The sequence below is a fragment of the Bradyrhizobium sp. CCBAU 11434 genome, from assembly GCF_028128895.1.
GTDB lineage: Bacteria > Pseudomonadota > Alphaproteobacteria > Rhizobiales > Xanthobacteraceae > Bradyrhizobium > Bradyrhizobium zhengyangense.
On sequence record NZ_LBJX01000011.1, the window covers coordinates 921,910 to 943,504 of the forward strand.

The window sequence follows — 21,595 nt, forward strand, 5'->3', positions numbered from 1 at the left end:
GACTCATTGTGAACTGGCTCGGGCAGATCTTCGATCCCGCCACGATCGGGGCATTCTTCACCCAGTTCCGCAATGAGATGGCTGAGCCGACCTTCTGGATCGCGGTCGGCAAGATCATCTGGATCAACATCCTGCTCTCAGGCGACAACGCGCTGGTGATCGCGCTTGCCTGCCGCGGCCTCAAGCCGCGGCATCGGCTGTGGGGCATGGCGCTCGGCGCCGGCGCGGCCGTCCTGCTGCGGATCATCTTCACCGGCGTCGTCGCAAGCCTGATGGCGCTGCCGTACCTGAAGCTGGTCGGCGGCCTGGCGCTGATCGTGATCGCGGCAAAGCTGGTGGTGCCGGAGAACGAGGAGGAGGACGTCGAGTCCGCCTCACATCTGTGGCAGGCGGTGCAGATCGTCGTCGTCGCCGACATCGTCATGAGTCTGGACAATGTCATCGCGGTCGCCGCCGCCGCCAATGGCAGCGTGCCGCTCCTGGTCCTCGGCCTTGCCATCAGCGTGCCGCTGATCGTAGCCGGTGCGGCGCTGATCATGGCGCTGTTGTCGAAACTGCCGATTCTGGTCTGGGCCGGTGCGGCGCTGCTCGGCTGGATCGCTGGCGAGGTGATCGCGACCGATCCCGGCATCGCGCCGAAGCTGCATTCGCTCTCGGAAGGTCCGTTCGGCGTTTCGCTGGACCGGATGCTCGGCACTCTGCATATCCCGCCGCAATTCGCCCATGGCGGCGAGGGCGCCGAATATCTTTGCGGCGCGCTTGGTGTCGTCGTCGTGCTGCTGGTCGGCGCGATCTGGCGCCGGCGCAGCCTGCATGCCGCCGCGCTCGAAGCCTCCGAGGCACACGCCAAGGCGTCTGCCGAAGGCTGATTGTTCAGTCGATGATGCCGAATTCCGTTACGGGCGTCGCCCAGTAGACGAGTTTGGTGCCGGCAAACGAAACTCTGAGCCGCTCGATCAGGCGGGTGGCGTCGTCCCGCGCCAGTACGACCTTCACCATGGCTTGATCGGCATGGCCCTGGACGCGTTCAGCGGCGGTGTGCAGTCGGACTTCGCCGCCGTGCCCGGCCGCGTGGGAGGCGGTGAAGCCCGAGACAAGGTCGCTCTGTTCGGCGAGATAGTCGAACACCTCTTCACGAAGCTGACGCGGCACGATCAGCGTGAGGCAGACCGGCTGGTCGGTCATTTGGCCACCTTCGAGGTGCCGCCGTAGCGGCGATACAGGATCGGCAGAAGGATCAAGGTCAGTACCGTGGAGGACAACAACCCTCCGATGACGACGACCGCAAGCGGTCGCTGGACTTCGGATCCCGGACCCGAGGCAAACAGCAGCGGAACCAAGCCGAGCGCCGTGATGCTCGCGGTCATCAGCACCGGCCGAAGCCTGCGCATGGCGCCTTCGACAACGATACGATGCTCGCTCAGGCCGTGGGCACGCAGTTGATTGAAGTGGGAGACCAGAACGACACCGTTGAGGACGGCAATCCCGAGCAGAGCGATGAATCCGACCGAGGCGGGTACCGACAGGTACTCACCCGTGGCGACTAGCGCGAACACGCCGCCGATCAGGGCGAAGGGAATGTTCACGAGCACAAGCAAGGCTTGGCGGATGGCGCCGAACGTGGTGAAGAGCAGCACGAAAATCAGACCGATTGCCACGGGGACGACCACGGATAAGCGTGCCGAAGCGCGTTGCTGGTTCTCGAACTGTCCGCCCCACGTCAGCCGGTAGCCATCTGGGAGCTGGAGTTCCGCGCCGACCTTCTGGCGGGCCGCTTCGACGAAGCCGACCATGTCGCGGCCCCTGATGTTGGCTCTAACGACGCTCATACGGGTGCCATCCTCGCGGTCGATCTTGACCGGGCCGTCGACGCGTTGAATTCGCGCGACTTGCGACAGCGCGACGTGCTGCCCCGATGCGAGCGTCAACGGAAGGCTCGCGAGCAGCGTCGGCGCCTCCCGGGTCGTTTCGCTGCCGCGGACGAGAATGGGAGTGCGGCGTCCCTCTTCCAGCGCGGTTCCGATCGTTCGGCCCTCGATCTGGGTGCGGAGCGAGTTGGCGATGGCGTCAACCGTCAGGCCGAGACGTCCGGCCTCCATTCGATTGACGGAAACCGTGTAATATTGAGCGCCTTCGTTGAGCGTGGTGTAGACGTCCTCTGCACCATCAATGCCGGAGAGGATGGCCGACAGCTTTGCTGCCGTTTCATTCAGCTTTGCGATGTCAGGACCGAATATCTTGACTGCGACGTCGCCTCGCACGCCGCTGATCATCTCCTGCACGCGCATGTCGATGGGTTGGGTGAAGCTGAGCGAGATGCCGGGAAAGCCGGCAAGAACATCGCGCAGCTTTTGGAGCAGGGCTTCGCGGTCCTCGGTCTGCCGCTCGGCCGCCGGCTTCAGCACCAGGAACGTGTCGGTCTGGTTGGGCCCCATGGGGTCGAGGCCGAGCTCGTCGGATCCGGTCCTTGCGACGATGCCGGCGATATCCGGCACCGCGAGGAGTGCGGTCTGCAGCCCCCGATTCATGGCAAGCGATTCGTCGAGATTGACGGAGGGAAGCGTCTCCACGCTGACAATGACGTCGTCTTCGTCCATCGTCGGCATGAACGTCTTGCCGAGTTTCGAATAGGCAAAGCCCGCGGCGACGAGGCCGATCAGCGCCGCGGCCATCACCTTGCGCTCGTTGCTCAAGGCCCAGTTCAAGGCCGGTGCGTAAACGCGCTGGGCCGCGCGAACCACCAGGGGGTCGCGATGTGAGGCAGATTTGAGCAGGAAGGACGTCGCGACCGGAATCACGGTGAGAGCAAGCAGCAGTGAGCCGGCGAGCGCAAAGATGATCGCCAGCGCGACAGGAATGAACAGCTTCCCCTCAAGTCCCTGGAGCGTTAGCAGGGGTACAAACACGATGATGATGATGAGGACGCCCGAGGCCACCGGCTCCAGGACTTCGCAGACCGAGCGGTACACCAGATGGATCAGGGGAGGCCCTTTGCCGGGGGCGTGCTGACCGAGGTTCCCGACGATGTTCTCGACTACGACGACCAGCGCGTCGATCAGCATGCCGATCGCGATCGCAAGTCCGCCGAGACTCATCAGGTTGGCCGACATTCCCACGACCCGCATGACGATCAGTGCAATGACGATGGCCAGCGGCAGGCTGAGGGCGATCACCAGCGAGGCTCGCCAGTTGCCGAGGAAGAGCAGCAGCAGAACGATGACAAGGGCGGTGGCCTCGCCGAGAGCTCGCACGACGGTCCCCACGGCACGATCGACCAGACGACTGCGGTCATAGAACACGTTGATGGAAACGCTTTTCGGCAGCGAGGACTGCAGCTCCGCAAGGCGTGCACGCACGTCGCGGACGAGCTGTCCCGCGTTGGCGCCGCGCAGGCCGAGCACGAGCCCCTCGACGGTTTCGCCGCGCCCATTCGACGTGACCGCACCATAGCGCGTCAGTGTCCCGACTTTGACGCTCGCCACGTCGTTGACGAGGATAGGCACCCCCTCGCGCACCTCCACCACGATGGCCTTGATGTCCTCGATCGAACGGATGCTGCCTTCGATCCGGACCAGGGCGCTGTCCTCGCCCTGGTTCACCCGTCCGGCGCCATCGTTGCGGCTGTTGGCCTCGATCGCCCGGCGAAACAGGTCGTAGGAAATACCACGGGCGGCAAGTGCATCATTGCGCGGAACGATCTCGAAGGCGCGCACGTAACCGCCGAGCGCGTTGACGTCGGCAACGCCCGGCACTGTACGCAGGGCCGGACGGATTATCCAATCGAGCAGGGTGCGGCGCTCGGCGAGCGAAAGCTCGTCGCTGTCGATCGTGAACATGAACATTTCGCCGAGGGGGCTCGTAATCGGCGCAAGACCGCCGGTCACCCCGTCGGGGAAATCACGTGAAATGTTCGATAGTCGTTCGGAAACCTGGTTTCGCGCCCAGTAGATGTCGGTGCCGTCTTCGAAGTCGACGGTGATGTCGGCCAGTGCGTATTTCGTGGTCGAACGCAGGATCTTCTTGTTCGGCAGTCCGAGCAGTTCGAGTTCGACGGGCACCGTGATGCGCTGCTCGACCTCTTCGGGCGTCAGGCCCGGCGCCTTCATGATGATCTTCACCTGAACCGGCGAGACGTCGGGAAATGCGTCGATCGGCAGGCTTGGCAGGAGGACGGCACCAGCACCGATCAAGAGCAACACGCTCAGCACGACGAATAGCCGCTGCGAAAGCGCGAATGCGACCAGGTGCCGGAGCATTTATTGCCCAAGCCCCGAGAGAATGCCGCGAAGCGCCGAGATGCCGCCGATCGCGATCTCGTCGCGGTCGGTGATCGGGCCGGATATCACGACATGGTCCTGGTCTTCGGCCAGGAGCGTGACCGGAACGAGTCGGAAACCGCCGTCGAAAGCGACGAACACCGACGTCTGCTCGCCCCGCCTGATCAGCCCCGCATAGGGAATCTCCCAAGCGCTCTCGCCGGCGGAGAGGAAACCGATGCGTGCTGCGGCCGTCTGGCCGGGATGCAGCTCGCCGTCGTTGGGGACCTCCGCGCGGACCAGGATGGTCTGGGTCGCGGGATCTGTTGTCTCGGAAACCAGTACGACCTTACCGGGCGTGGAATAGCCTTCGATTTCGACTTTCGCGCCAGCGCGGATCGCGGGAATCTTGGTAGCGGGAACCGCGATTTCGGCCCATAGCGGCGACAGCCGCGCCAGCTTGATTAGCGGCGCGGATTGTTCGAGCCGCTGCCCCGGCGATATAACCACGTCGACCACGGATCCGCTCTGCGGCGCGTTGACGGTCAGCGTGGCGCTGATCGAGGCGTCCTGACCGAGGCGCGAAATTGCCTCGTCGGACATGCCGGTCAGACGCAGCATCTGTCGGCGTTCGGCGGCGACGAGCGTCGCCTGGCGCGCCTCGGCCTGGCTCGCCTCCAGCACGCGTTGCGGCACGGCTTTGCCCTCGAACAGATCCATGTTGCGCTTGAGCTGCTGGTTTGCGAGCAGCTCCTGCGCGATCGCGTGCAGGTAGTCGCGCTGTTGAGAGACGAAGCTTGGACTTTCCAGGGTGACCAGTGGCTGGCCAACCGAAATGCGATCGCCGCGGCCGACCGATAGATTGGCGACCATGCCGGCCACGGGGGCGCTGACGACCCACAATTGCGGCGTGGGAATCACGATCTGGACGGGGTATGGCAGCGTCAGGTCGGTCTTGCTTGCGATCGGATGAACGACGCGCACGCCAAGATTTCTCGCCTGCGGTTCACTCAGCTTGAGTTCGTCCTGCGCTCCTAGCGCCGAGGGTGAAAGGCCAAGGGCAAGTGCGAACAGGACACAAGCAGCCATTTTCCGACCGCGGATCGAGAGGCAAAGCCCAGGTTGCAGCTGCATGGCAGAAGTGGTCCGAAACAACGCGGCGACACGTTAATCCGGCATGGTTCGGTCGAGTTGATTTGCATCAACCGGCGCCGGTTCTGCGACAGAATGCAGCGCTGCTCAGCGTCTGACGATCGAACCGCTGCGCCCGATCAAGCGGGCGAGCTGCTTGAAGCGGCTACCAACGCGGTCGGCGACGAGATCGCCAAGCCGGTGCTCGAACACCAGCATCAAATTGCGGCCCCGGCTGCGGAAATGCGTGGCGGGCAATACGCCCGGGCGCGCGGCCGAGATCAGATGCGCGACGCGAAACGCCGCGCCAAGCAAACGGGCGCGCTCGAGCTGCGCCGGCGTCAGCAACTCCTGCATGGTTAGTGGCGGCTGATTCTCTTCGCTGAGGCCCGCATAACGATAGAACACGGACAGTCCGACGAAGGCGCGCTCGCGGTGGTCGATTGCGCCGAAATTGGCGTTGACCACGAGGCTCAGCGTCTGCTCGCCGCGATGATCGGGATGGACGCGCCAGCCGATGTCGGACAAGAGACAAGCGGTGTGGCGCAAACGGCGGTCCTCTTCGGTCTCGCGCAGCTTCACCACGCGCGCGAGACGATCGGTCCAGGCGATCAGCTCGCGGGCATGCTTGGCCGAGCGTGACAGCAGCTGATTCAGCTCTTCGGCGGCGCAGATCAGCCCGTCCTTGTTGCGCTCGGTCTCCGGCAGCTTCTCATGCAGCAGGCCTTCGCGCACGCCGAAGGTCGAGAACACGATAGTTTTCGGCTTTGCGACGCGGATGACGTGCTCAAGCACGAGCGCTGCGTAGGTGAGGAGAGGGCGCCGCGCATCGGCGACGACCTCGATATCGGCGAGCATGTTGGCGGCAGCGAGGCGCCGCAAGCGGCGCGCAAAATCGAGCGCCTCGGCCGCTTGTATGGAATAGCCGTGCATCACCTGGAGCGGATAGCCGCTTTGGATGATGTGGATGCGCGCAAGCGCGCGCCAGGTGCCGCCGACGGCATAGAAAGTGCGGCCGCGGCCGGCGGTGAGCAGGTCGACCTCGTCGATCGCCTCGCGCACGATACGGTCGGCGCGCTTGAGCGATTTGTGCGCGAGGTCCTGCAGCGCGAGGCCGCCGAGCGGCAGCGTCACGCCGCTGCGCACGGCGTTCCTGCGTACGTCGATCAGCTCGAGCGAGCCGCCGCCAAGATCGCCGACGATGCCGTCGGGATAGTGGATGCCCGAGATAACGCCGAGCGCCGACAGCTTGGCTTCGCGCGGTCCCGACAGGATCTCGATGTTCACGGCGCAGATGCGCTCGGCTTTTGCGATGAAGTCGGGGCCGTTGGAGGCATCGCGGCAGGCGGCGGTCGCGATCGCGAACACGCGGCCGACCTGCATCACGCGGCACAGCGCGCGAAAGCGCTTCAGCGACGTCAGCGCCTTGTCGACGGCGTCAGGCGCGAGCAGGCCCGTGCTCTGCACCTCGCGTCCGAGACCGCACAGCGTCTTCTCATTGAAGATCGGAATCAGGCTCCGCGCCAGCGCCTCGTAGACGACGAGACGAACCGAGTTGGAGCCGATGTCGATGACCGCGACGCTAGCGCCACGCTTGCGCGGCCGTTTCACGGCAAAGATCTCCGGTCAGGACTGATGGCGTTCGTTCCGGCGCGTGAGACGGCGCGGCGAGGATTCCTTGAGCGACTTTCCACGGCCAGACAGACTCGGATTTGTCATGAAGTAATTGTGCACGTTGAAAGGTTCATCGCCCTTCGCGGCCTTCATACGCGTTGAGGACCCGTCCGGCAACAATTGCCAGCTCTGCTCATTGTCCTTGAGATTCGCGACCATGATCTGTTCGAGAACCTGCTGATGCACCGTCGGATTTTGCAGCGGACACAGCACCTCGACACGGCGGTCGAGGTTGCGCGGCATCATATCGGCCGACGAGATATACACAGCCGCTTTCGCGCTCGGCAGGCCCTGGCCCATGCCGAAGCAGTAGATTCGGCCATGTTCCAGGAATCGTCCGATGATCGACTTGACGCGGATGTTCTCCGACAGGCCGGGAATGCCGGGGCGCAGGCAGCAGATACCGCGGACCACCAGCTCGACCTGCACGCCGGCCTGTGAGGCCTCGTAGAGCGCGTCGATGATGTCGGGGTCGACAAGCGCATTCATCTTCATCCAGACCGCGCCGGGCTTGCCGTGACGGGCGTGCTCGGTCTCGCCCTGGATGTGCTCGATGATGCGCTTGCGCAGGGTCAGCGGCGACACCGCCATCTTTTCCAGGTCGCTCGGCGCGGCATAGCCCGTGATGAAGTTGAACACGCGCGCGGCGTCGCGGCCGATGGTCGGTTCCGAGGTGAAGTAGGACAGGTCCGTATAGATACGCGCGGTGACCGGGTGATAATTGCCGGTGCCGGTATGAACGTAAGTGGTAAGGCTGCCGCCCTCGCGGCGCACCACCATCGAGAGCTTTGCGTGCGTCTTCAGTTCGAGGAAGCCGTAGACGACCTGCACGCCGGCGCGCTCCAGGTCGCGCGCCCAGCGGATGTTGGCTTCTTCGTCGAAGCGCGCCTTCAGCTCGATCAGCGCGGTGACGGATTTGCCCGCCTCGGCCGCTTCGGCAAGCGTGCGCACGATCGGCGAGTTGTTGGAGGTGCGATAGAGCGTCTGCTTGATCGCGACGACGTCGGGATCGCGTGCGGCCTGTTGCAGAAACTGCACCACGACGTCGAAGGATTCGTAAGGGTGGTGGACGATCAGGTCCTTCTGCCTGATGGCCGCGAAGATGTCGCCGCCATGCTCGCGCACGCGCTCGGGATGGCGCGGCACGTAAGGGGTGAATTCGAGGTCGGGCCGGTCGAGCCGGGTGAGCTGCGACAGCTCGTTCATGGCGAGCACGCCGTCGACCAGGAATACCTCGTCGTCGGCCGCCGACAGCGCGTGCTGCACGAAGCTGCGCAGCTGCTCCGGCATCTTGGCGTCGATCTCCAGGCGGATCACCGATCCGCGGCGGCGTCGCTTCAGCGCGGTCTCGAACAGGCGGACGAGGTCTTCAGCTTCTTCCTCGATCTCGAGCTCGGAGTCGCGGATGATGCGGAACGCACCCTGGCCGTGGAGACTGTAGCCGGGGAACAGGCGGTTGATGAAAAGTCCGGTCAGCTGCTCCAGCGAGATCAGGCGGACCTTGCCCTCAGCCGGCAGGCGGATGAAGCGGTCGATCTTCCCGGGCATGCGGATCAGCGCGTTCATCGGCTTGCCGTCGGCCTCCCGCGTCAGCTGGAGCGCGATGGTGAAGCCGAGGCTCGGGATGAACGGGAAGGGGTGGGCGGGATCGATCGCCAGCGGCGTCAGCAGCGGAAACACGTTGTTGAGAAAATAGTCCTCGAGCCAGATCCGCTCTGTCTTGGTGACCTCCTTGCCGTCCACCAGCACGATGCCGACCTCGGCCAGCGTGCCGCGCAGGTCGCGCCAGATTGCCTGTTGGTCGGAGGCGAGCTGGGAAACGGTGCGGTTGATCAACGCCAGTTGCTCCGACGGGGTCAGGCCGTCAGGGGCACGCTCGGCAATGCCCTCGCGGACCTGCGCCTTGATGCCGGCGACGCGGACCATGAAGAACTCGTCGAGGTTATTGGCCGAAATCGACAGAAATCGCACCCGCTCCAGCATGGGGTGGCTGGGGTTGACCGATTCCTCCAGGACGCGACGGTTGAAATGTAGCCATGACAGCTCGCGATTGATGAATCGCTCGGGGCTCGAGGCGATCGCCGGCGGGCCCTCGGTCTCCGTGGCTTTTTCTTTCGTTTCAACAGCTTGCGCGGAGTCCATGAGAAGTCGGTCCATCCAGTTTGCCCCAATTTGCGACTTATGCGCAAAACCGGCCGGAGCATGTGTTAATGCGATGACGTTTCGATGACATTGATGTTCCGCCGCCGCGCCGCGTCAAGCGGGCCCAAGGGGAGGTTAAGGGGAGGTCGAAACGTCGCGAAGCAGTTCGGCGGCGAGCGCCCGGGTGACGGGGCGGCCGAGCCGCAGCGCCTCGCTGTCGAGCAGTTCCACGGCATGCCGGGCGGCGGCCGAGGAGCGCTCCAGCCGGGTCGCGAGGTAGCTCACAACAGCTTCGTCCACGGCGAGCTGGCGGTCGGCGCAGAACTTGACGATCAGGCCGCGGAACAGCTGGTCATCTGGTGGCGCGAGTGAAATCACAGGGATGGTCCGGAGCCGGGAGCGCAGGTCGCGGAGCTCGACCTCTACCGCCGCAGGTGCCTCGCGTCCGGTGAACAGCACAAAGGCGCCGTCCTCGCGGGCGAGGTTCATCAGATGGAAGAGAGCACGCTCGTCAAAATCACCGGCCTTGAGATCCTCGACCACCAGCGCGCCGGTCGCGAGCGCGCCGGGGACGGTTGGGGCACTCAGCGCGTTGGCCGTGGTCGAGCGAGCGCCTGATACCTCGGCCCAGATCGCGGCGAGATGGCTCTTGCCCGAGCCTTCGGGGCCGGCGAGCCACATGATCCGGTTCGGCCATTCCGGCCAGCTGTCGACCAAGGCGAGACCGGCGGCATTGGCAGGGCCCTCGAGGAAATTGTCCCGGCTGAGGCTCTCCGCATGCGGAAGCGAAAACGCCAATTGTCGGGGATGAACGCGGCCTGCCACGCTTGCTTTGCTCCGAGCCGGCGCGCCGGCCTTGTCTGACGATGATGGACTTATTCGATCGGGAGTTGGCCTTTTGCGGGGCCGCATCCCCTCTCATTTGGCTTCGATCGTGCTCATGTGACGCAGCCACTCCACGAGATAGAGCGACACCGAGGACAGGGTGAACACCGTGACGAGGCCCATCAGGACTATATCATACGGCGACGGCTTGAAGCCGAAGGCGAGCGCGGCCAGCACCAGCGCCGCGTACGCAACCTGTGCCGCTGTGTTTAGCTTGGATACTTTCGACGGCCTCATCTCGACGGGCTTGTCAAACAGCCAGGACACGATCACCGCAGTGACGATCATGATGTCGCGGGACACGACCAGGATCACGATCCAGCGTGGGATGTCGCCCCAGATGCCGAGCGACAGGTAAATCGACACCAGCAGCGCCTTGTCGGCCAGCGGATCGAGCAGGGCGCCGAGCTCGCTGGTCATATTGAAACGCTTGGCCAGAAAGCCGTCGACGGCGTCGCTGATGCCTGCGATCAGGAAGACGGCGAACGCCACCTCCATTTGGCTCGACACGATGGCCCAGACGATGATCGGGACCAGCATGATGCGGCCCAGGGTAATGATGTTCGGAATACTCACACGGCGCTTCCCGGCACCCGACCTGACCTTGAATCCGACCTCTAAGAGGCTGAACCGGTTGATATCTCTACATAGTATAGGGCGGCGCGCCACGCTTGCCATTGCGCGTCCCCGGAATTCGACGTAACCAGCCGCAAACCCACTGGAAATCGGGCATGACCGACCGCAAAAACGGCCTCACTTACGCCGATTCAGGCGTCGATATCGACGCGGGCAACCGCTTGGTCGACCTGATCAAGCCGATGGTGCGCGCCACCGCACGGCCGGGCGCCGATGCCGAGATCGGCGGATTCGGCGGCCTGTTCGACCTCAAGGCGGCCGGCTTCAAGGACCCCGTCCTGGTCGCGGCCACCGACGGCGTCGGCACGAAGGTCAAGATCGCGATCGAGACCGGCCTGCATGGCGGGATCGGCATCGACCTCGTCGCCATGAGCGTCAACGACCTCGTGGTGCAGGGTGCCGAGCCGCTGTTCTTCCTCGACTATTTCGCCTGCGGCAAGCTCGACCCGGAGGCCACGGCCGCGATCGTCGCCGGCGTCGCCGAGGGTTGCCGCGAATCCGGCTGTGCCCTGATCGGCGGCGAGACCGCGGAAATGCCCGGCCTCTACAAGGACGGCGATTACGATCTCGGCGGCTTTGCCGTCGGTGCCGCCGAGCGCGGCACGCTGCTGCCGCGCAAGGACATCGCTGCGGGCGACGCCGTGATCGGCCTGGCCTCGTCGGGCGTGCATTCCAACGGCTTCTCGCTGGTGCGCAAGATCGTGGAACAGTCCGGCCTTGGCTTCGAGGCGCAGGCACCGTTTGCCCCGGTCATGACGCTCGGCGGCGCGCTGCTGACGCCGACGAAGCTCTACGTCAAATCCTGCCTGCGGGCGATCCGCGAGACCGGTGCGGTCAAGGGCCTCGCTCATATCACCGGCGGCGGTTTCACCGACAACATTCCGCGTGTGCTGCCCTCGCATCTTGGCGTCGGCATCGATCTCGCACGCCTGCCGGTGCTGCCGGTGTTCAAATGGCTGGCCGCGCAAGCCGGCATCGCCGAGCTCGAAATGCTGCGCACCTTCAACTGCGGCATCGGTATGATCGCGATCATCGAGGCCGAAAAGGTTGATGAGGTGGTGCGGGTCTTCACCGATGCCGGTGAGACCGTCGCCCAGCTTGGCACCGTGATCCCGGCCGAGGGCGAGCACCGCGTCGTCTATAACGGCCACCTCGACCTGGCACTGTGATGACTGGCGCTGCGGTGAAACGGCCCGTCGCCATCCTGATCTCCGGCCGCGGCTCCAACATGTCCGCGCTAATCAAGGCAGCCAGCGCGGCCGATTTTCCGGCAGAGATCTCGCTCGTCATCTCGAACAAGGCCGACGCGCCCGGGCTCGAGCGAGCCAAGGCGGCCGGCGTCAAGACGCAGGTGATCGAGAGCAAGCCGTTCGGCAAGGATCGCGCCGGGTTCGAGAAAGTGCTGCAGGCCGTGCTCGATGAGCACGGCATCGAGCTGATCTGCCTCGGCGGCTTCATGCGCCTGTTCACTGCCGAATTCGCCAGGGCGTGGTACGGGCGGATGCTCAACATCCATCCGTCGCTGTTGCCATCATTTCCCGGCCTCGACCCGCACGGCCAGGCCTTGCGCGCCGGCGTGAAACTGTCTGGCGCGACGGTGCACTTCGTGATCCCCGAGACGGACGCCGGCCCGATCGTCATGCAGGGCGCTGTCCCCGTCAGCGACCACGACACGGCCGAGACGCTGTCCGAGCGCATCCTCGAAGTCGAGCACCGCATCTATCCCGCGGCGCTGAGCCTGCTTGCGACCGGCAAGGTCAGGATCGAGGGCGACGTCTGCAAGACGGCGGGGAGTGGGGCATCAGAGAATTTTCTGATTGCGCCGGTGGCGAACTGAAGCACACTCGTGTTTCGTTGCTCCAAAACAAAATCCCCCGGCGGAGCCGGGGGCATCGTCGTGAGCTCTCGCTGATAGCTTTGAGAGAGATCAGGAGACCTTGAGGTTCTCCGCGGACGACTTGCCGCGGTTCTCCACGAGGTCGTATTCAACCACCTGGTTTTCATTGAGGGTGGAAAGTCCGGCACGCTCGACGGCCGAGATGTGGACGAACACGTCCTTGTCGCCGCCGTTCGGCTTGATAAACCCGTAGCCCTTGGTTGGGTTGAACCATTTGACGGTGCCCTTTTGTGGCATCCTCAGTCTCCTCCGCTAGATACTAAAAAGACGCGGCCGCTTTTCGCGTGCCACGTCACAAACGGGCTTCCGGAAGTCTGTTCGAGTCTTGAGCCTGTCGCGAAACGCACAGCCGAGCGGCCAATTCCGATTGTGTACGATATTCCAACACGAAAACCGCGCGCTAGCAAGCTGCGTGCAAACTTCAAGACCGCACTGGAGACATCCCGCTGCAATTTGCGACCTGTGGCAGCGGAACCACAATTGGAGGAATCACCCGGCGAAAGCACGCGGACCGGTTGACCCCTTGTGGCAGTTCAGCACAAATCGTCGCACCTGCTCGCCCTTCGTGTTGCATTTTTGCGGGCCGCCATTTTGCTTCGGGAATAGTCGTCATGTGCTGCACTCGGCGGCCCCAAGGGATACTGCAGACGATCGGGCTGGACCGTGTCCGCCGGATCGTGATGGCGATCGCCATGACGCTTGCGGCCGTCACGTTGATCCCGGCGACAGCCGCCTTCGCGCAGACCCCGACGCCGACTTCGTCTCCGACACCCACGCCAACGCCGACGCCCAGCCCGACACCGTCGCCTTCGCCATCACCGACCCCGGGGGCGACGTCGACCAATGCCAATCAGTCAGCCGGCAACAGCACGCTTAATCTGGGTTCGAATTTTCTGGAGCGGCTGGGCGGCCAGGCCTCGAGCGGCTTCAACCGGGCCTCGCGCACCAATCCCGGCGGCGGTGGCGCGTCGGAGAGTGCAGAGGATCCGCGCTACCGCACCTGGTACGAGGGGTACGGCATTTCGGTCCGCACTGATCCGCAGGGTGATTTCGTTGGAGACAAGCGTACGACATTCGGCGGTGTCGCCGGCTTCGGTGCACGGGGCGCGCCAGGCGTCAATCTCGGCTTCTCCGTTGACCAGAGCCACACCGACATCGACGTGCCGCTCGCGCTTCAGTCGGCGACGCTCGACCTGACGCAGATCGGTTTCAACGGTTCCGTCGACAAGGGGCCTTGGACCTGGGCCTTCGCTCTGGTGCACGGGTTCGGCAAGGTGCATTCCAGCCGCGATACCGGCTTCGGCCTTGCCGTCGCGGGGTATCACGCCACAGTCGACGGCGCGCTCACCGAGATCAACTATTACTGGACCAAGGATCAGATGCGCATCGTGCCCAAGGGCGCGCTCGAATATGTGCGCGCCACCAGCGCGGCATTTCAGGAGGCCGGGGGACTTGATCCCCTCAATGTCGGCTCGAGCGCGATCTCGCGCGCACGCGTCATGATCGGCGCCGAGGTCGGGCGCTACTTCATCTTCGACCGGAAAATCCTGGATCTCTCGGCTTACGGCAAGTTCGTCGACAATTTTTATCAAGACCTCGGCTCGGTGCAGGTCAGCCTCGGGACCCAGAACATCATCGTCCCCGGCATCGGCGAGAGCCGTTACGGCATGGACGCCGGCGCGTCGGCGTCGCTCAGCCTGACCAACACCGCGCGCCTATATGTCAATTACGACGGCAAGTTCCGCAACGAGCTGACATCGCATCAAGGCACCGTCGGCTTCGAATATCGGTGGTGAAGGGACTGCTCCGTCCCACTCACGTCGGCGTCGCCGCAATGTATCCGGACAATCCAAAGCCTTCGCGCGCCGCTGTCATCATCGGCACCAAAGCGTTCGGATGGATGAAATCGTCGCGGAAGCAGGGATGGGTTTTGGGATCGAAGATCTTCTTCAGCCAGTCGACCACGATCTTGTGCCGCTCGGAGGTGCGGAACTCCTTGTGATAGGTGAGCCAGAGGTCAGCGTGGTGGCTGACGCCGAGGTCGACAGCAACGAGCGGGGCTCCGAGCGCAATCGACACCGTCGGCAGGAAGCCGATGCCGGCGCCGCGCTCGACCGCGTAGAGCACGCCGACGGACGAGTTGGTCTTGATCCCGACGATGCCTTCGAGCGATTTGAGCCCTAGGATGCGCGCATAGGCACTGTCGTCGACCTGTGGCGCGTTCTGCTTGACGATACGATGGTTCGGCAGTTCGGCAAGCGTCGTGGGCAGGCCGTAGAGGTTCGCATATTCCCTGGAGACGAAGGGGTAGATGTGCAGCCGGCCGAGCTTGGCCACGATGAGATCGGGATTGGTCGGTGGCTCGAGCTGGATCGCGATGTCCGACTCCAGTCGCGCGACGTCAGCCTGCTCCATCGCGCAGCGCAGATCGACGGTGATCTTGCGATAGGTCTTCTGGAAATCGATCAGCCGCGGCAGGATCCAGAAATTCCCGGGACCTTCCGTCACCGCGACGCGCACGGTGCCCGACGTATCGTTCGATGAGCGTGAGGCGCGGCGGAAGACATTGAAGGCGTGACGCTCCATATGCGCGACGTCGGCAATCATCGCGGTGCCTTCGTCGCTCAGCGTGAGCCCGCTCTGGTCGCGCAGGAAAAGCTTGCAAGCGATGCTCTCTTCGAGCCGGTCGATCCTCCGCATCAATGTGGTGGAGGTGAGCCCGAGCTCTTCGGCGGCGTTGCGGAAACTTTTAAACTTTGCGCAAGCTAAAAACAGCTTCAAATCGTCCCAGGACGCATTTAGCGCTTCTTCATGGTGCTGCATCAATGCAGCACCCCGGTGCGATACTTGCTGCATACTCCTGATCTCCAGCCGCTAAGCTTCTGCTGGTTGCGGCGTACAAGACCCCTGAACGATAGAGGGACGACATGAGGATGGAAAGGGGCTCGTTTGCCGCAAGGCATGATTTCGATGCCTTGCCGCTGAGCCCCGAGGTGGATGTCCATTGCGCGCAATTCGGGGAAATCGGCGCGCTTTCGGATATGGCGCATCGGCTGGTGCCGGGCGTGCAGATCGAGGCGATCGAGCTTGCAAGATATTTCGCTTTCGATCGCCAGAGCATCCTGACCTTCACCCGGAACGGTACGCTGCTCGGCGGCATGGCGTTTCTGTTTCTCAATGACCGCGGGCATGACGCGTTGTTGCTCGACGAGATCTGCCTGACGGCGCCCGACACGCGCCATCTCGCCGCGGCGAATGAGGAGGTTTCCGCGATCTACATCTGGGCGATCGCCGCGACCGGCCGCGGCATCGCCGGTCTTGGCAAGGCTGCGGCTCATCTTCGCCAAATAAGGTTTCGCGGCGCGGACTGCTATGCGCAGCCGTCAACCGTGGCCGGGCGCGAAATCATGAAGGCGACGGGCTTCGAGCCGATCGCCAGCTTTCAGCCTGACCTCTGGTGTTACGAGCGACCGTGGCATCGACAGCCGATGCGTATGCCTGGCGCGATCATCCAAGCAAGGAGTTTTTCAGATGCACGGCACTAGGATTCCTCTCGCCAAGCCTGACTCCCGCGCCATCACCATCCGCCTCGCGCGCGATCCAAGCGACCTCATGCTGGTCACGGCCATTCGCTCAGCGGTCTATCTTGCCGAGCAGGATTGCCCTTTCGATGAGGAGTTCGATGGCAACGACATGGTTGCCGCCCATTTCATCGGCTACATCGGCAACGAGCCGGCGGGCTGTTTGCGGGTGCGTTTCTTCGGCGACTTCGCCAAGGTGGAGCGGCTTGCGGTGCGTCATCAATATCGGCGCTCGCGCCTCTCGTTCAAGCTGGTGCAGGCCAGCATCGACTTCGTGAAGCGCAAGGGGTTCCGCAAGATTTACGGCCAGGCGCAGGACCGGCTGGTCGACTTCTGGGCCCATTTCGGCGCCAAGCCGCTCGGCCACAACAGAAAGATCACGTTTTCGGATTTCTCCTACACAGAGATGCTGCTGGAGATAGAGCCGGGGCCGGATGCCATCACGCTGGACAGCGATCCCTACGTCATTATCCGTCCCGAGGGCGACTGGGATCGTCCGGGTGTGCTGGACGCTTCGGCGGGGCGGACGGTAACCTCGCCGTTGCGGGACCTCGCACTCGCCGACCGCTGAAATAGGTGCAACTCTGCGCAAGACAATGCCGGTCTCCCACGACGATCCGCTGGTCCTGATCTGCGCGGACCTCCAGATGGAATATCTGATCCCGGGGCGTCGCCATGTCATTCTCGACGGCGACGCCGCAATCCTGCGCTGCCTGGAGCTGCTGGCGTTGTGGCGGAGCAACCTCTGGCCAGTGATGCATCTGAAACGGGTTGCGGAGGCAGCGTGGTTCGATCCGTCATCCAGGCTGACCGATTGGATCGCCGAAGCCAAGCCCCGGCCCGGCGAGATGACGTTCGAGCACGCGTTGCCTTCGGCTTACAGCTCCTCCCGTTTCGCCGACCACATGTCCAGCCTCCGTAACGTGCGCTGCGTGATGACGGGCTTTTCCCTCGACGAGACGATCCTTGCCACTGTGGTCGAAGGGTTTCATCGGAGCCACCGTTGCCGGGTGGTCGGCGATGCCGTGGCCTGCCGACAGCCGGCCACGGGCGAAGCGGCCGACTACAAGCAGTCGCTGATGAATGTCATCGGCAATTTTGCTACTGTCCAGTCCAGCGCTGAATTGATCAGAAGCAGCGGCGCCGTCGCGGTCTAGGCGGACGCGATCGGCGGATGGACAGGCGGGACATTGTCACGGGGAAACGAGCTCAAGGAACTGGCGAGCGACCTATCGCGTGCCCTCGAGGCAGCGCGCCGGATCGGTCTGCCCACGACCGTCTATTTGCTGTCGATGGCGCTGGTCGAGGTGAAGGAAGCTATCAACGCTGTCTGCGATGACGACGACGGTACGGCCTGATGTTTGCGTGCCAGCGGCCGAGCGATCTCGTCAGGATCGACCGACGGCGCGCCCCAGGATCTGAGATGCGTCGGCGCCGTCGTTGTTGCCCGCGTAAGCAACAAACTGATCGGGCCTCACCAGGATCAGCCGCGCCTCATATCTCTCACGGCCGTCTGAGGCGGTATCCCGGATCACCTTCAGCGGGATGCCAAGCCCTGCGGCGGCTCGCTCGAAGGCGGCTCCCGCGGTGTTTTCAGTCAAATCGATCAACGTGAAGCCGTCGCCTATTTCCTCGAAGACATTCTTGCCCGACGACAGAGGCTGCGGCGCCAGATGATGGCCGGCGCGCGCCGCATAGGCGTGCGAGCCGATCGCGCTGCTGACGCCGCCGGTCGGGCCGAATACGATCGGCGATCCCTCGTAATTCGGCTCGAAGGCGTTGACCTCCGCGCGCGCGCCGGAATGACGTGCGTGCCAGGCAGCATCGAAATCCGCCGGGTCCCGCGCCGGATCGTGTTGCCGCAGAAAATCCCGATCGCGGAAGATCGATGCCTCGATGAAGTCGCGCGCAGTGGACGCAAAGACCGGGCGGCGCTCGGCATCGTAGCTGTCGAGCAGAGCGGCGGGTGCCCAGCCATGCAGGGTTGCAGCGAGCTTCCACGCCAGATTAACGGCGTCCTCGAAGCCGCTGTTGATGCCATAGCCGCCGTAGGGCGGGTGGCTGTGCGCGGCGTCTCCGGCGACGAAGATGCGGCCTGCGCGGTAGCTGTCTGCGAGCGTGAAACGCAGATCCCAAAATCCGATGTGCTCAAATTCGACGTCGAATTCTGCGCCCGCGGCCTCGTGAAGCAGGCGCCGGAAATCGAAATTGTCGCGCGTGGTGTCATTGGGCACTGGGGCGTGGAAGAACCAGGTGGTGCCGAGATCGACGCGGCCGAAGAACTTCCAGTAGCCCTCGAGGTCCGGATGCAGCACGTTGTAGAAGGACTTGCCCGGATATTTGCTGAGCAAGCGATGCAATTCGGTTGAACGGAACACCAGGAGAACCATCAGGCGATCGTGGTCGGAGCGGGTCTGGGTGATACCCGCGTGCTCGCGCACGATTGATCGGCTGCCGTCGCAGCCGACAACATAATCGGCGCGCAAGCTCTGCTTCGTCCCTTCGCCGTTGACGATTTCGACGACGACGCCATCGGCATCAGACCGCACGTCCTGACAAGTCCAGCCATAGCGCAGATCGATATCGGGAAGCTGCGCTGCCCGCTGCCGCAGCACGGCTTCGGTTGCGTATTGCGGCAGGCGCTCATTGTCGGTGAAATAAAACGGCCGAACCAGTTCGCGCTGGAGCCAATTGTAATTGGTGCCGCTGAGCAGCGTGCCGTAGCTGGTCATTCCGCCGATGCCGTAATCGGGTGGAATGGTGCGGGCTGCCCGCAGCGCCGCCTCCGCGCCCCAGAAATCGAAATGTTCCATCGTCCGCTGCGTGAGGTTCTGTCCCTTGGGGATCGGCAGCGGTTGCTCATAGCGCTCGACCACGATGGTCTTGATGCCGCGCTGGCCAAGTCCGATCGCCAGACCCATTCCAACCGGTCCGCCGCCGACGATCACGACGGGCGCCCCGTTGTTCGCCTGAGCCTGTGTCACGTCGCTTCCCCGTACCTGTTGCCGCGCCTGGCGCGACCGCTTGTTCTGATGGGTCGTCACTGACATTTCGTCAAGTTGAATCTCAAATGATGAGATTATTTTGCATCATCGTCGGCTGCGGCCGAGATCTGCCGTGCCGCTTCGCGGACCTCCGAACTAATGCGGTCGATCAATTCGCCATTGGCATGCTGCCCGCCGATCGTGATGCAGAGGCTCGCGATCGGATATCCAGTATCGAGGATCGGTGCGGCAATCCCGACCGCGCCGGCCGTCACTTCGCCGAAGGCAACGGCAACGCCCGCGCGCCGCACGCGCTTCAGCGCCGCCAGGACGTCGTCGGGCGTGTCGCCGACGCCGACGTTGCGCAGATCATCGGCGTAGCGCGAGACCAGCGGCATGACGCGCTGCTTGGGCAGGAAGGCCATGATCGAGCGCGCAATCGCGCCGCGTCCCATCGCCATCGGTCTGCCGCGCGGATAGCTGCTCGCCGGCGCAACGGCCGATGCGATCGAGGCTACACACAGCATCTTGTCGCCGTACCAGCGCACGATGAGTGCCGTGCAGGGATACGCCGCGGCGAGGCGTTCGAGGTGCGGCGTGGCAGTTGCGATCAGCGGATCGGAGCGGCGGCTGAGATAATCCATCTCGACCACGCGGGGCCCAAGCGCGAACCGCCCGCCGCGCGTCGGCATGACGAAGCCGCTGTCCTTCAGGCTCTTCAGATAGCGATACAGCGTCGGCCTGGTGTAGCCGAGTTCCTTCATGAGTTCCTCGGGCGACCATTGCGGACGTGCCTCGGTGAAGAGATCGAGCAGGGCAAGGACCCGATCCTGACTGTTTGCCTTGACCAATTTCGGTTCGTTTCCAGCTTTGCGTTTGACCGTATGAGGCGCGTTTGGAGAGGCCGTAAAACAACGAAATCCTCGCAGCTTGCGCTGACAATAATCTCACTATAAGAGATTAGTGAAGGAAAAATAATGCAGGGTGACCGGGGAGGGCGCGCATGGCCGTCACAGCAATGAGCGAGGCCGCAGCCGATACGGTCGACGTTCCCGCCTTTGTCGACCGGCAGCCGGTCGGTGCCTTTCAGATGCGGGTGCTGCTGGTGTGTGCCGCCGTGCTGTTCATCGACGGCTTCGACACCCAGGCTATCGGCTATGTCGCGCCAGCCGTGGCGCAGGAATGGAAGCTCGTGCGCAGCAGCCTCGGGCCGGTGTTCAGCGCCGGACTTCTCGGGCTCATGATCGGCGCGCTGATCTTCGGTCCGATGGCCGACAGGATCGGCCGTCGTCGCATCATCCTCGCGAGCACGCTGGTGTTTGGCATCGGGACTTTGCTCAGCGTGTTCGCGCCGGACGCAAATTGGTTGATCGCGTTACGTGTGCTGACCGGGCTAGGGCTGGGTGGTGCTATGCCGAACGCCGTCGCGCTCACCTCCGAATTCAGTCCGCATCGCCGTCGCGCCACGCTTGTGATGATCATGTTCGCGGGCTTTTCGATCGGTGCGGCCCTGGGCGGGCTGCTCGCCGCTGCGCTGATTCCCGCCTTTGGCTGGCGCTCGGTGTTTCTGGTCGGCGGCGTCGTGCCGCTCCTGCTGCTGCCGTTCCTGCTCAAGGCACTGCCGGAATCGATCCGGTTCCTCGCGATGGTCGGCGGCCGCGACCACGAGGTGGCGAAGCTTCTGAAGCAGATCGCCCCGAATACGCCTTTTGCCAGCGAGGCGAAATTCGTTGTGCAGGAGCCGAAATTGGAGGGCCTGCCTGTCGCACATCTGTTTGCGGAGGGGCGCGGATGGGTGACTCTTTTGCTCTGGATCGTGTTCTTCATGAGCCTGCTCGACCTTTATCTGCTCTCGAACTGGCTCCCCACCGTGTTGAATGATCTCGGCGTCTCGGTGTCGGCGGCCGCCGCGATCGGCGCCATGCTGCAGGTCGGCGGTGTCGTCGGCACCTTCACGCTCGGCCATTTCATCGATCGCTTCTCGTTTCGTGCGCTGTCGCTGACCTATCTCGTCGCCGCGGGGGCGGTCGTGGCCATCGGCCTGGCCAGCCAGTCGATCGTCCTGGTCACGATCGCGATCTTTGCGTCCGGATTCTGCATTGTCGGGGGGCAGATCGCCTCGAACGCGTTGACGGCGACATTCTACCCGACGGCGATCAGATCGACCGGCGTGGGATGGGCGCTCGGCATCGGCCGCATCGGCTCGATCGTGGGACCGCTCGTCGGCGGAGCGATGCTGGCCCGCGACATGGGGGCGCAGTCGCTGTTTGCCGCGGCGGCGGTCCCGGCGCTGGTGGCCGCGGTCGCGGCCTTCGTGCTGGCCCGGCGGAATTAACCGCGGCGACGCGGCCGGATGTCAAAACGCCAGCGCTGCTTTCCTGCAACGCTCATGTGCACGCGCTGTCAACG

Annotated in this window: 20 protein-coding genes; 9 read left to right on the forward strand and 11 right to left on the reverse strand. The window is 63.9% G+C overall.

What is annotated here, in order from left to right:
* Positions 1 to 8 precede the first annotated feature (8 nt).
* A complete protein-coding gene (locus XI06_RS11820; RefSeq protein ID WP_237858288.1) occupies positions 9 to 869 on the forward strand; it encodes a TerC family protein in 861 nt (286 codons plus the stop codon).
* Between the two features lie 4 nt (positions 870 to 873).
* Here XI06_RS11820 and XI06_RS11825 read toward each other — a convergent pair whose 3' ends face one another.
* From XI06_RS11825 to XI06_RS11855, 7 genes are all read right to left on the reverse strand, one after another.
* Positions 874 to 1,185 (reverse strand): DUF3240 family protein, encoded by a 312-nt coding sequence (locus tag XI06_RS11825; RefSeq protein ID WP_237858285.1) that lies wholly within the window; start codon positions 1,183 to 1,185, stop codon positions 874 to 876.
* Positions 1,182 to 4,256, reverse strand: coding sequence for an efflux RND transporter permease subunit (locus XI06_RS11830; protein ID WP_271605363.1), 3,075 nt, complete (start codon positions 4,254 to 4,256; stop codon positions 1,182 to 1,184). The genes XI06_RS11825 and XI06_RS11830 overlap by 4 nt, the downstream gene beginning before the upstream one ends.
* Positions 4,257 to 5,345, reverse strand: a complete 1,089-nt coding sequence (locus XI06_RS11835) for an efflux RND transporter periplasmic adaptor subunit (protein WP_271605364.1) — start codon at positions 5,343 to 5,345, stop codon at positions 4,257 to 4,259. It abuts the gene before it with no gap.
* Positions 5,346 to 5,495: 150 nt separating this feature from the next.
* Positions 5,496 to 6,998, reverse strand: coding sequence for an exopolyphosphatase (gene ppx / locus XI06_RS11840; RefSeq protein WP_237858280.1), 1,503 nt, complete (start codon positions 6,996 to 6,998; stop codon positions 5,496 to 5,498).
* Between the two features lie 15 nt (positions 6,999 to 7,013).
* Positions 7,014 to 9,203 carry an RNA degradosome polyphosphate kinase gene (locus XI06_RS11845; protein WP_237858279.1) on the reverse strand — a complete coding sequence of 730 codons (2,190 nt, stop codon included), beginning with the start codon at positions 9,201 to 9,203 and terminating at the stop codon, positions 7,014 to 7,016.
* Between the two features lie 135 nt (positions 9,204 to 9,338).
* Positions 9,339 to 10,028 carry a DnaA ATPase domain-containing protein gene (locus tag XI06_RS11850; RefSeq protein WP_237891254.1) on the reverse strand — a complete coding sequence of 230 codons (690 nt, stop codon included), beginning with the start codon at positions 10,026 to 10,028 and terminating at the stop codon, positions 9,339 to 9,341.
* 93 nt (positions 10,029 to 10,121) lie between these two features.
* Entirely contained in the window at positions 10,122 to 10,664 is a 543-nt protein-coding gene (locus XI06_RS11855) for a CDP-alcohol phosphatidyltransferase family protein (protein WP_237858276.1), read from the reverse strand.
* Between the two features lie 155 nt (positions 10,665 to 10,819).
* On the opposite strand from XI06_RS11855, the gene purM reads away from it, so the two are divergent.
* Complete coding sequence (gene purM, locus XI06_RS11860; RefSeq protein WP_237858275.1) at positions 10,820 to 11,893, forward strand: phosphoribosylformylglycinamidine cyclo-ligase; 1,074 nt, start codon at positions 10,820 to 10,822, stop codon at positions 11,891 to 11,893.
* A gap of 14 nt (positions 11,894 to 11,907) precedes the next feature.
* Positions 11,908 to 12,561 (forward strand): phosphoribosylglycinamide formyltransferase, encoded by a 654-nt coding sequence (purN, locus tag XI06_RS11865; RefSeq protein ID WP_237858274.1) that lies wholly within the window; start codon positions 11,908 to 11,910, stop codon positions 12,559 to 12,561.
* Between the two features lie 90 nt (positions 12,562 to 12,651).
* On the opposite strand, the gene XI06_RS11870 is transcribed toward purN, so the two are convergent.
* The gene (locus XI06_RS11870; protein WP_008551638.1) at positions 12,652 to 12,858 is read right to left on the reverse strand and encodes a cold-shock protein; all 207 of its coding nucleotides are present in this window, start codon (positions 12,856 to 12,858) and stop codon (positions 12,652 to 12,654) included.
* A gap of 374 nt (positions 12,859 to 13,232) precedes the next feature.
* On the opposite strand from XI06_RS11870, the gene XI06_RS11875 reads away from it, so the two are divergent.
* On the forward strand, positions 13,233 to 14,417 hold the full coding sequence (locus XI06_RS11875) for an autotransporter outer membrane beta-barrel domain-containing protein (protein WP_237869374.1): 1,185 nt from the start codon (positions 13,233 to 13,235) through the stop codon (positions 14,415 to 14,417).
* Between the two features lie 19 nt (positions 14,418 to 14,436).
* Here the strand turns inward: XI06_RS11875 and XI06_RS11880 are convergent, their stop codons facing one another.
* Positions 14,437 to 15,477, reverse strand: a complete 1,041-nt coding sequence (locus tag XI06_RS11880; protein ID WP_237869372.1) for a LysR family transcriptional regulator — start codon at positions 15,475 to 15,477, stop codon at positions 14,437 to 14,439.
* Positions 15,478 to 15,548: 71 nt separating this feature from the next.
* On the opposite strand from XI06_RS11880, the gene XI06_RS11885 reads away from it, so the two are divergent.
* Genes XI06_RS11885 through XI06_RS11900 form a run of 4 tightly spaced genes read left to right on the forward strand, consistent with a single transcriptional unit; the run spans position 15,549 to position 17,560 of the window.
* Positions 15,549 to 16,166: a hypothetical protein gene (locus XI06_RS11885; protein ID WP_237869370.1), complete on the forward strand. Its 618-nt coding sequence runs from the start codon at positions 15,549 to 15,551 to the stop codon at positions 16,164 to 16,166.
* Entirely contained in the window at positions 16,153 to 16,773 is a 621-nt protein-coding gene (locus XI06_RS11890; RefSeq protein ID WP_237858269.1) for a GNAT family N-acetyltransferase, read from the forward strand. Before XI06_RS11885 ends, XI06_RS11890 begins: the two co-directional genes overlap by 14 nt.
* A 25-nt stretch (positions 16,774 to 16,798) precedes the next feature.
* Positions 16,799 to 17,359 carry an isochorismatase family protein gene (locus XI06_RS11895; RefSeq protein WP_237869368.1) on the forward strand — a complete coding sequence of 187 codons (561 nt, stop codon included), beginning with the start codon at positions 16,799 to 16,801 and terminating at the stop codon, positions 17,357 to 17,359.
* Positions 17,360 to 17,392: 33 nt separating this feature from the next.
* Positions 17,393 to 17,560, forward strand: a complete 168-nt coding sequence (locus tag XI06_RS11900; RefSeq protein WP_237858267.1) for a hypothetical protein — start codon at positions 17,393 to 17,395, stop codon at positions 17,558 to 17,560.
* Between the two features lie 30 nt (positions 17,561 to 17,590).
* Here the strand turns inward: XI06_RS11900 and XI06_RS11905 are convergent, their stop codons facing one another.
* Together XI06_RS11905 and XI06_RS11910 are read right to left on the reverse strand one after the other, a co-directional pair.
* The gene (locus XI06_RS11905; RefSeq protein WP_271605365.1) at positions 17,591 to 19,186 is read right to left on the reverse strand and encodes an FAD-dependent monooxygenase; all 1,596 of its coding nucleotides are present in this window, start codon (positions 19,184 to 19,186) and stop codon (positions 17,591 to 17,593) included.
* A gap of 95 nt (positions 19,187 to 19,281) precedes the next feature.
* The gene (locus tag XI06_RS11910; protein ID WP_237858266.1) at positions 19,282 to 20,037 is read right to left on the reverse strand and encodes an IclR family transcriptional regulator; all 756 of its coding nucleotides are present in this window, start codon (positions 20,035 to 20,037) and stop codon (positions 19,282 to 19,284) included.
* A 152-nt stretch (positions 20,038 to 20,189) separates the two neighbouring features.
* Here XI06_RS11910 and XI06_RS11915 point away from each other — a divergent pair, with 152 nt between their 5' ends.
* Complete coding sequence (locus XI06_RS11915) at positions 20,190 to 21,521, forward strand: MFS transporter (RefSeq protein WP_237869366.1); 1,332 nt, start codon at positions 20,190 to 20,192, stop codon at positions 21,519 to 21,521.
* Positions 21,522 to 21,595 lie beyond the last annotated feature (74 nt).

Excerpts from the sequence above, each read along its gene's own strand:
- XI06_RS11915 (WP_237869366.1), top strand. The coding sequence starts at position 20,190 with ATGGCCGTCACAGCAATGAGCGAGGCCGCAGCCGATACGGTCGACGTT.
- XI06_RS11890 (WP_237858269.1), top strand. The coding sequence starts at position 16,153 with ATGCACGGCACTAGGATTCCTCTCGCCAAGCCTGACTCCCGCGCCATC.
- XI06_RS11845 (WP_237858279.1), bottom strand. The coding sequence starts at position 9,203 with ATGGACTCCGCGCAAGCTGTTGAAACGAAAGAAAAAGCCACGGAGACC.
- XI06_RS11830 (WP_271605363.1), bottom strand. The coding sequence starts at position 4,256 with ATGCTCCGGCACCTGGTCGCATTCGCGCTTTCGCAGCGGCTATTCGTC.
- XI06_RS11870 (WP_008551638.1), bottom strand. The coding sequence starts at position 12,858 with ATGCCACAAAAGGGCACCGTCAAATGGTTCAACCCAACCAAGGGCTAC.
- XI06_RS11835 (WP_271605364.1), bottom strand. The coding sequence starts at position 5,345 with ATGGCTGCTTGTGTCCTGTTCGCACTTGCCCTTGGCCTTTCACCCTCG.
- purM (WP_237858275.1), top strand. The coding sequence starts at position 10,820 with ATGACCGACCGCAAAAACGGCCTCACTTACGCCGATTCAGGCGTCGAT.
- XI06_RS11885 (WP_237869370.1), top strand. The coding sequence starts at position 15,549 with ATGAGGATGGAAAGGGGCTCGTTTGCCGCAAGGCATGATTTCGATGCC.
- XI06_RS11825 (WP_237858285.1), bottom strand. The coding sequence starts at position 1,185 with ATGACCGACCAGCCGGTCTGCCTCACGCTGATCGTGCCGCGTCAGCTT.
- XI06_RS11880 (WP_237869372.1), bottom strand. The coding sequence starts at position 15,477 with ATGCAGCAAGTATCGCACCGGGGTGCTGCATTGATGCAGCACCATGAA.
- XI06_RS11875 (WP_237869374.1), top strand. The coding sequence starts at position 13,233 with ATGTGCTGCACTCGGCGGCCCCAAGGGATACTGCAGACGATCGGGCTG.
- XI06_RS11895 (WP_237869368.1), top strand. The coding sequence starts at position 16,799 with ATGCCGGTCTCCCACGACGATCCGCTGGTCCTGATCTGCGCGGACCTC.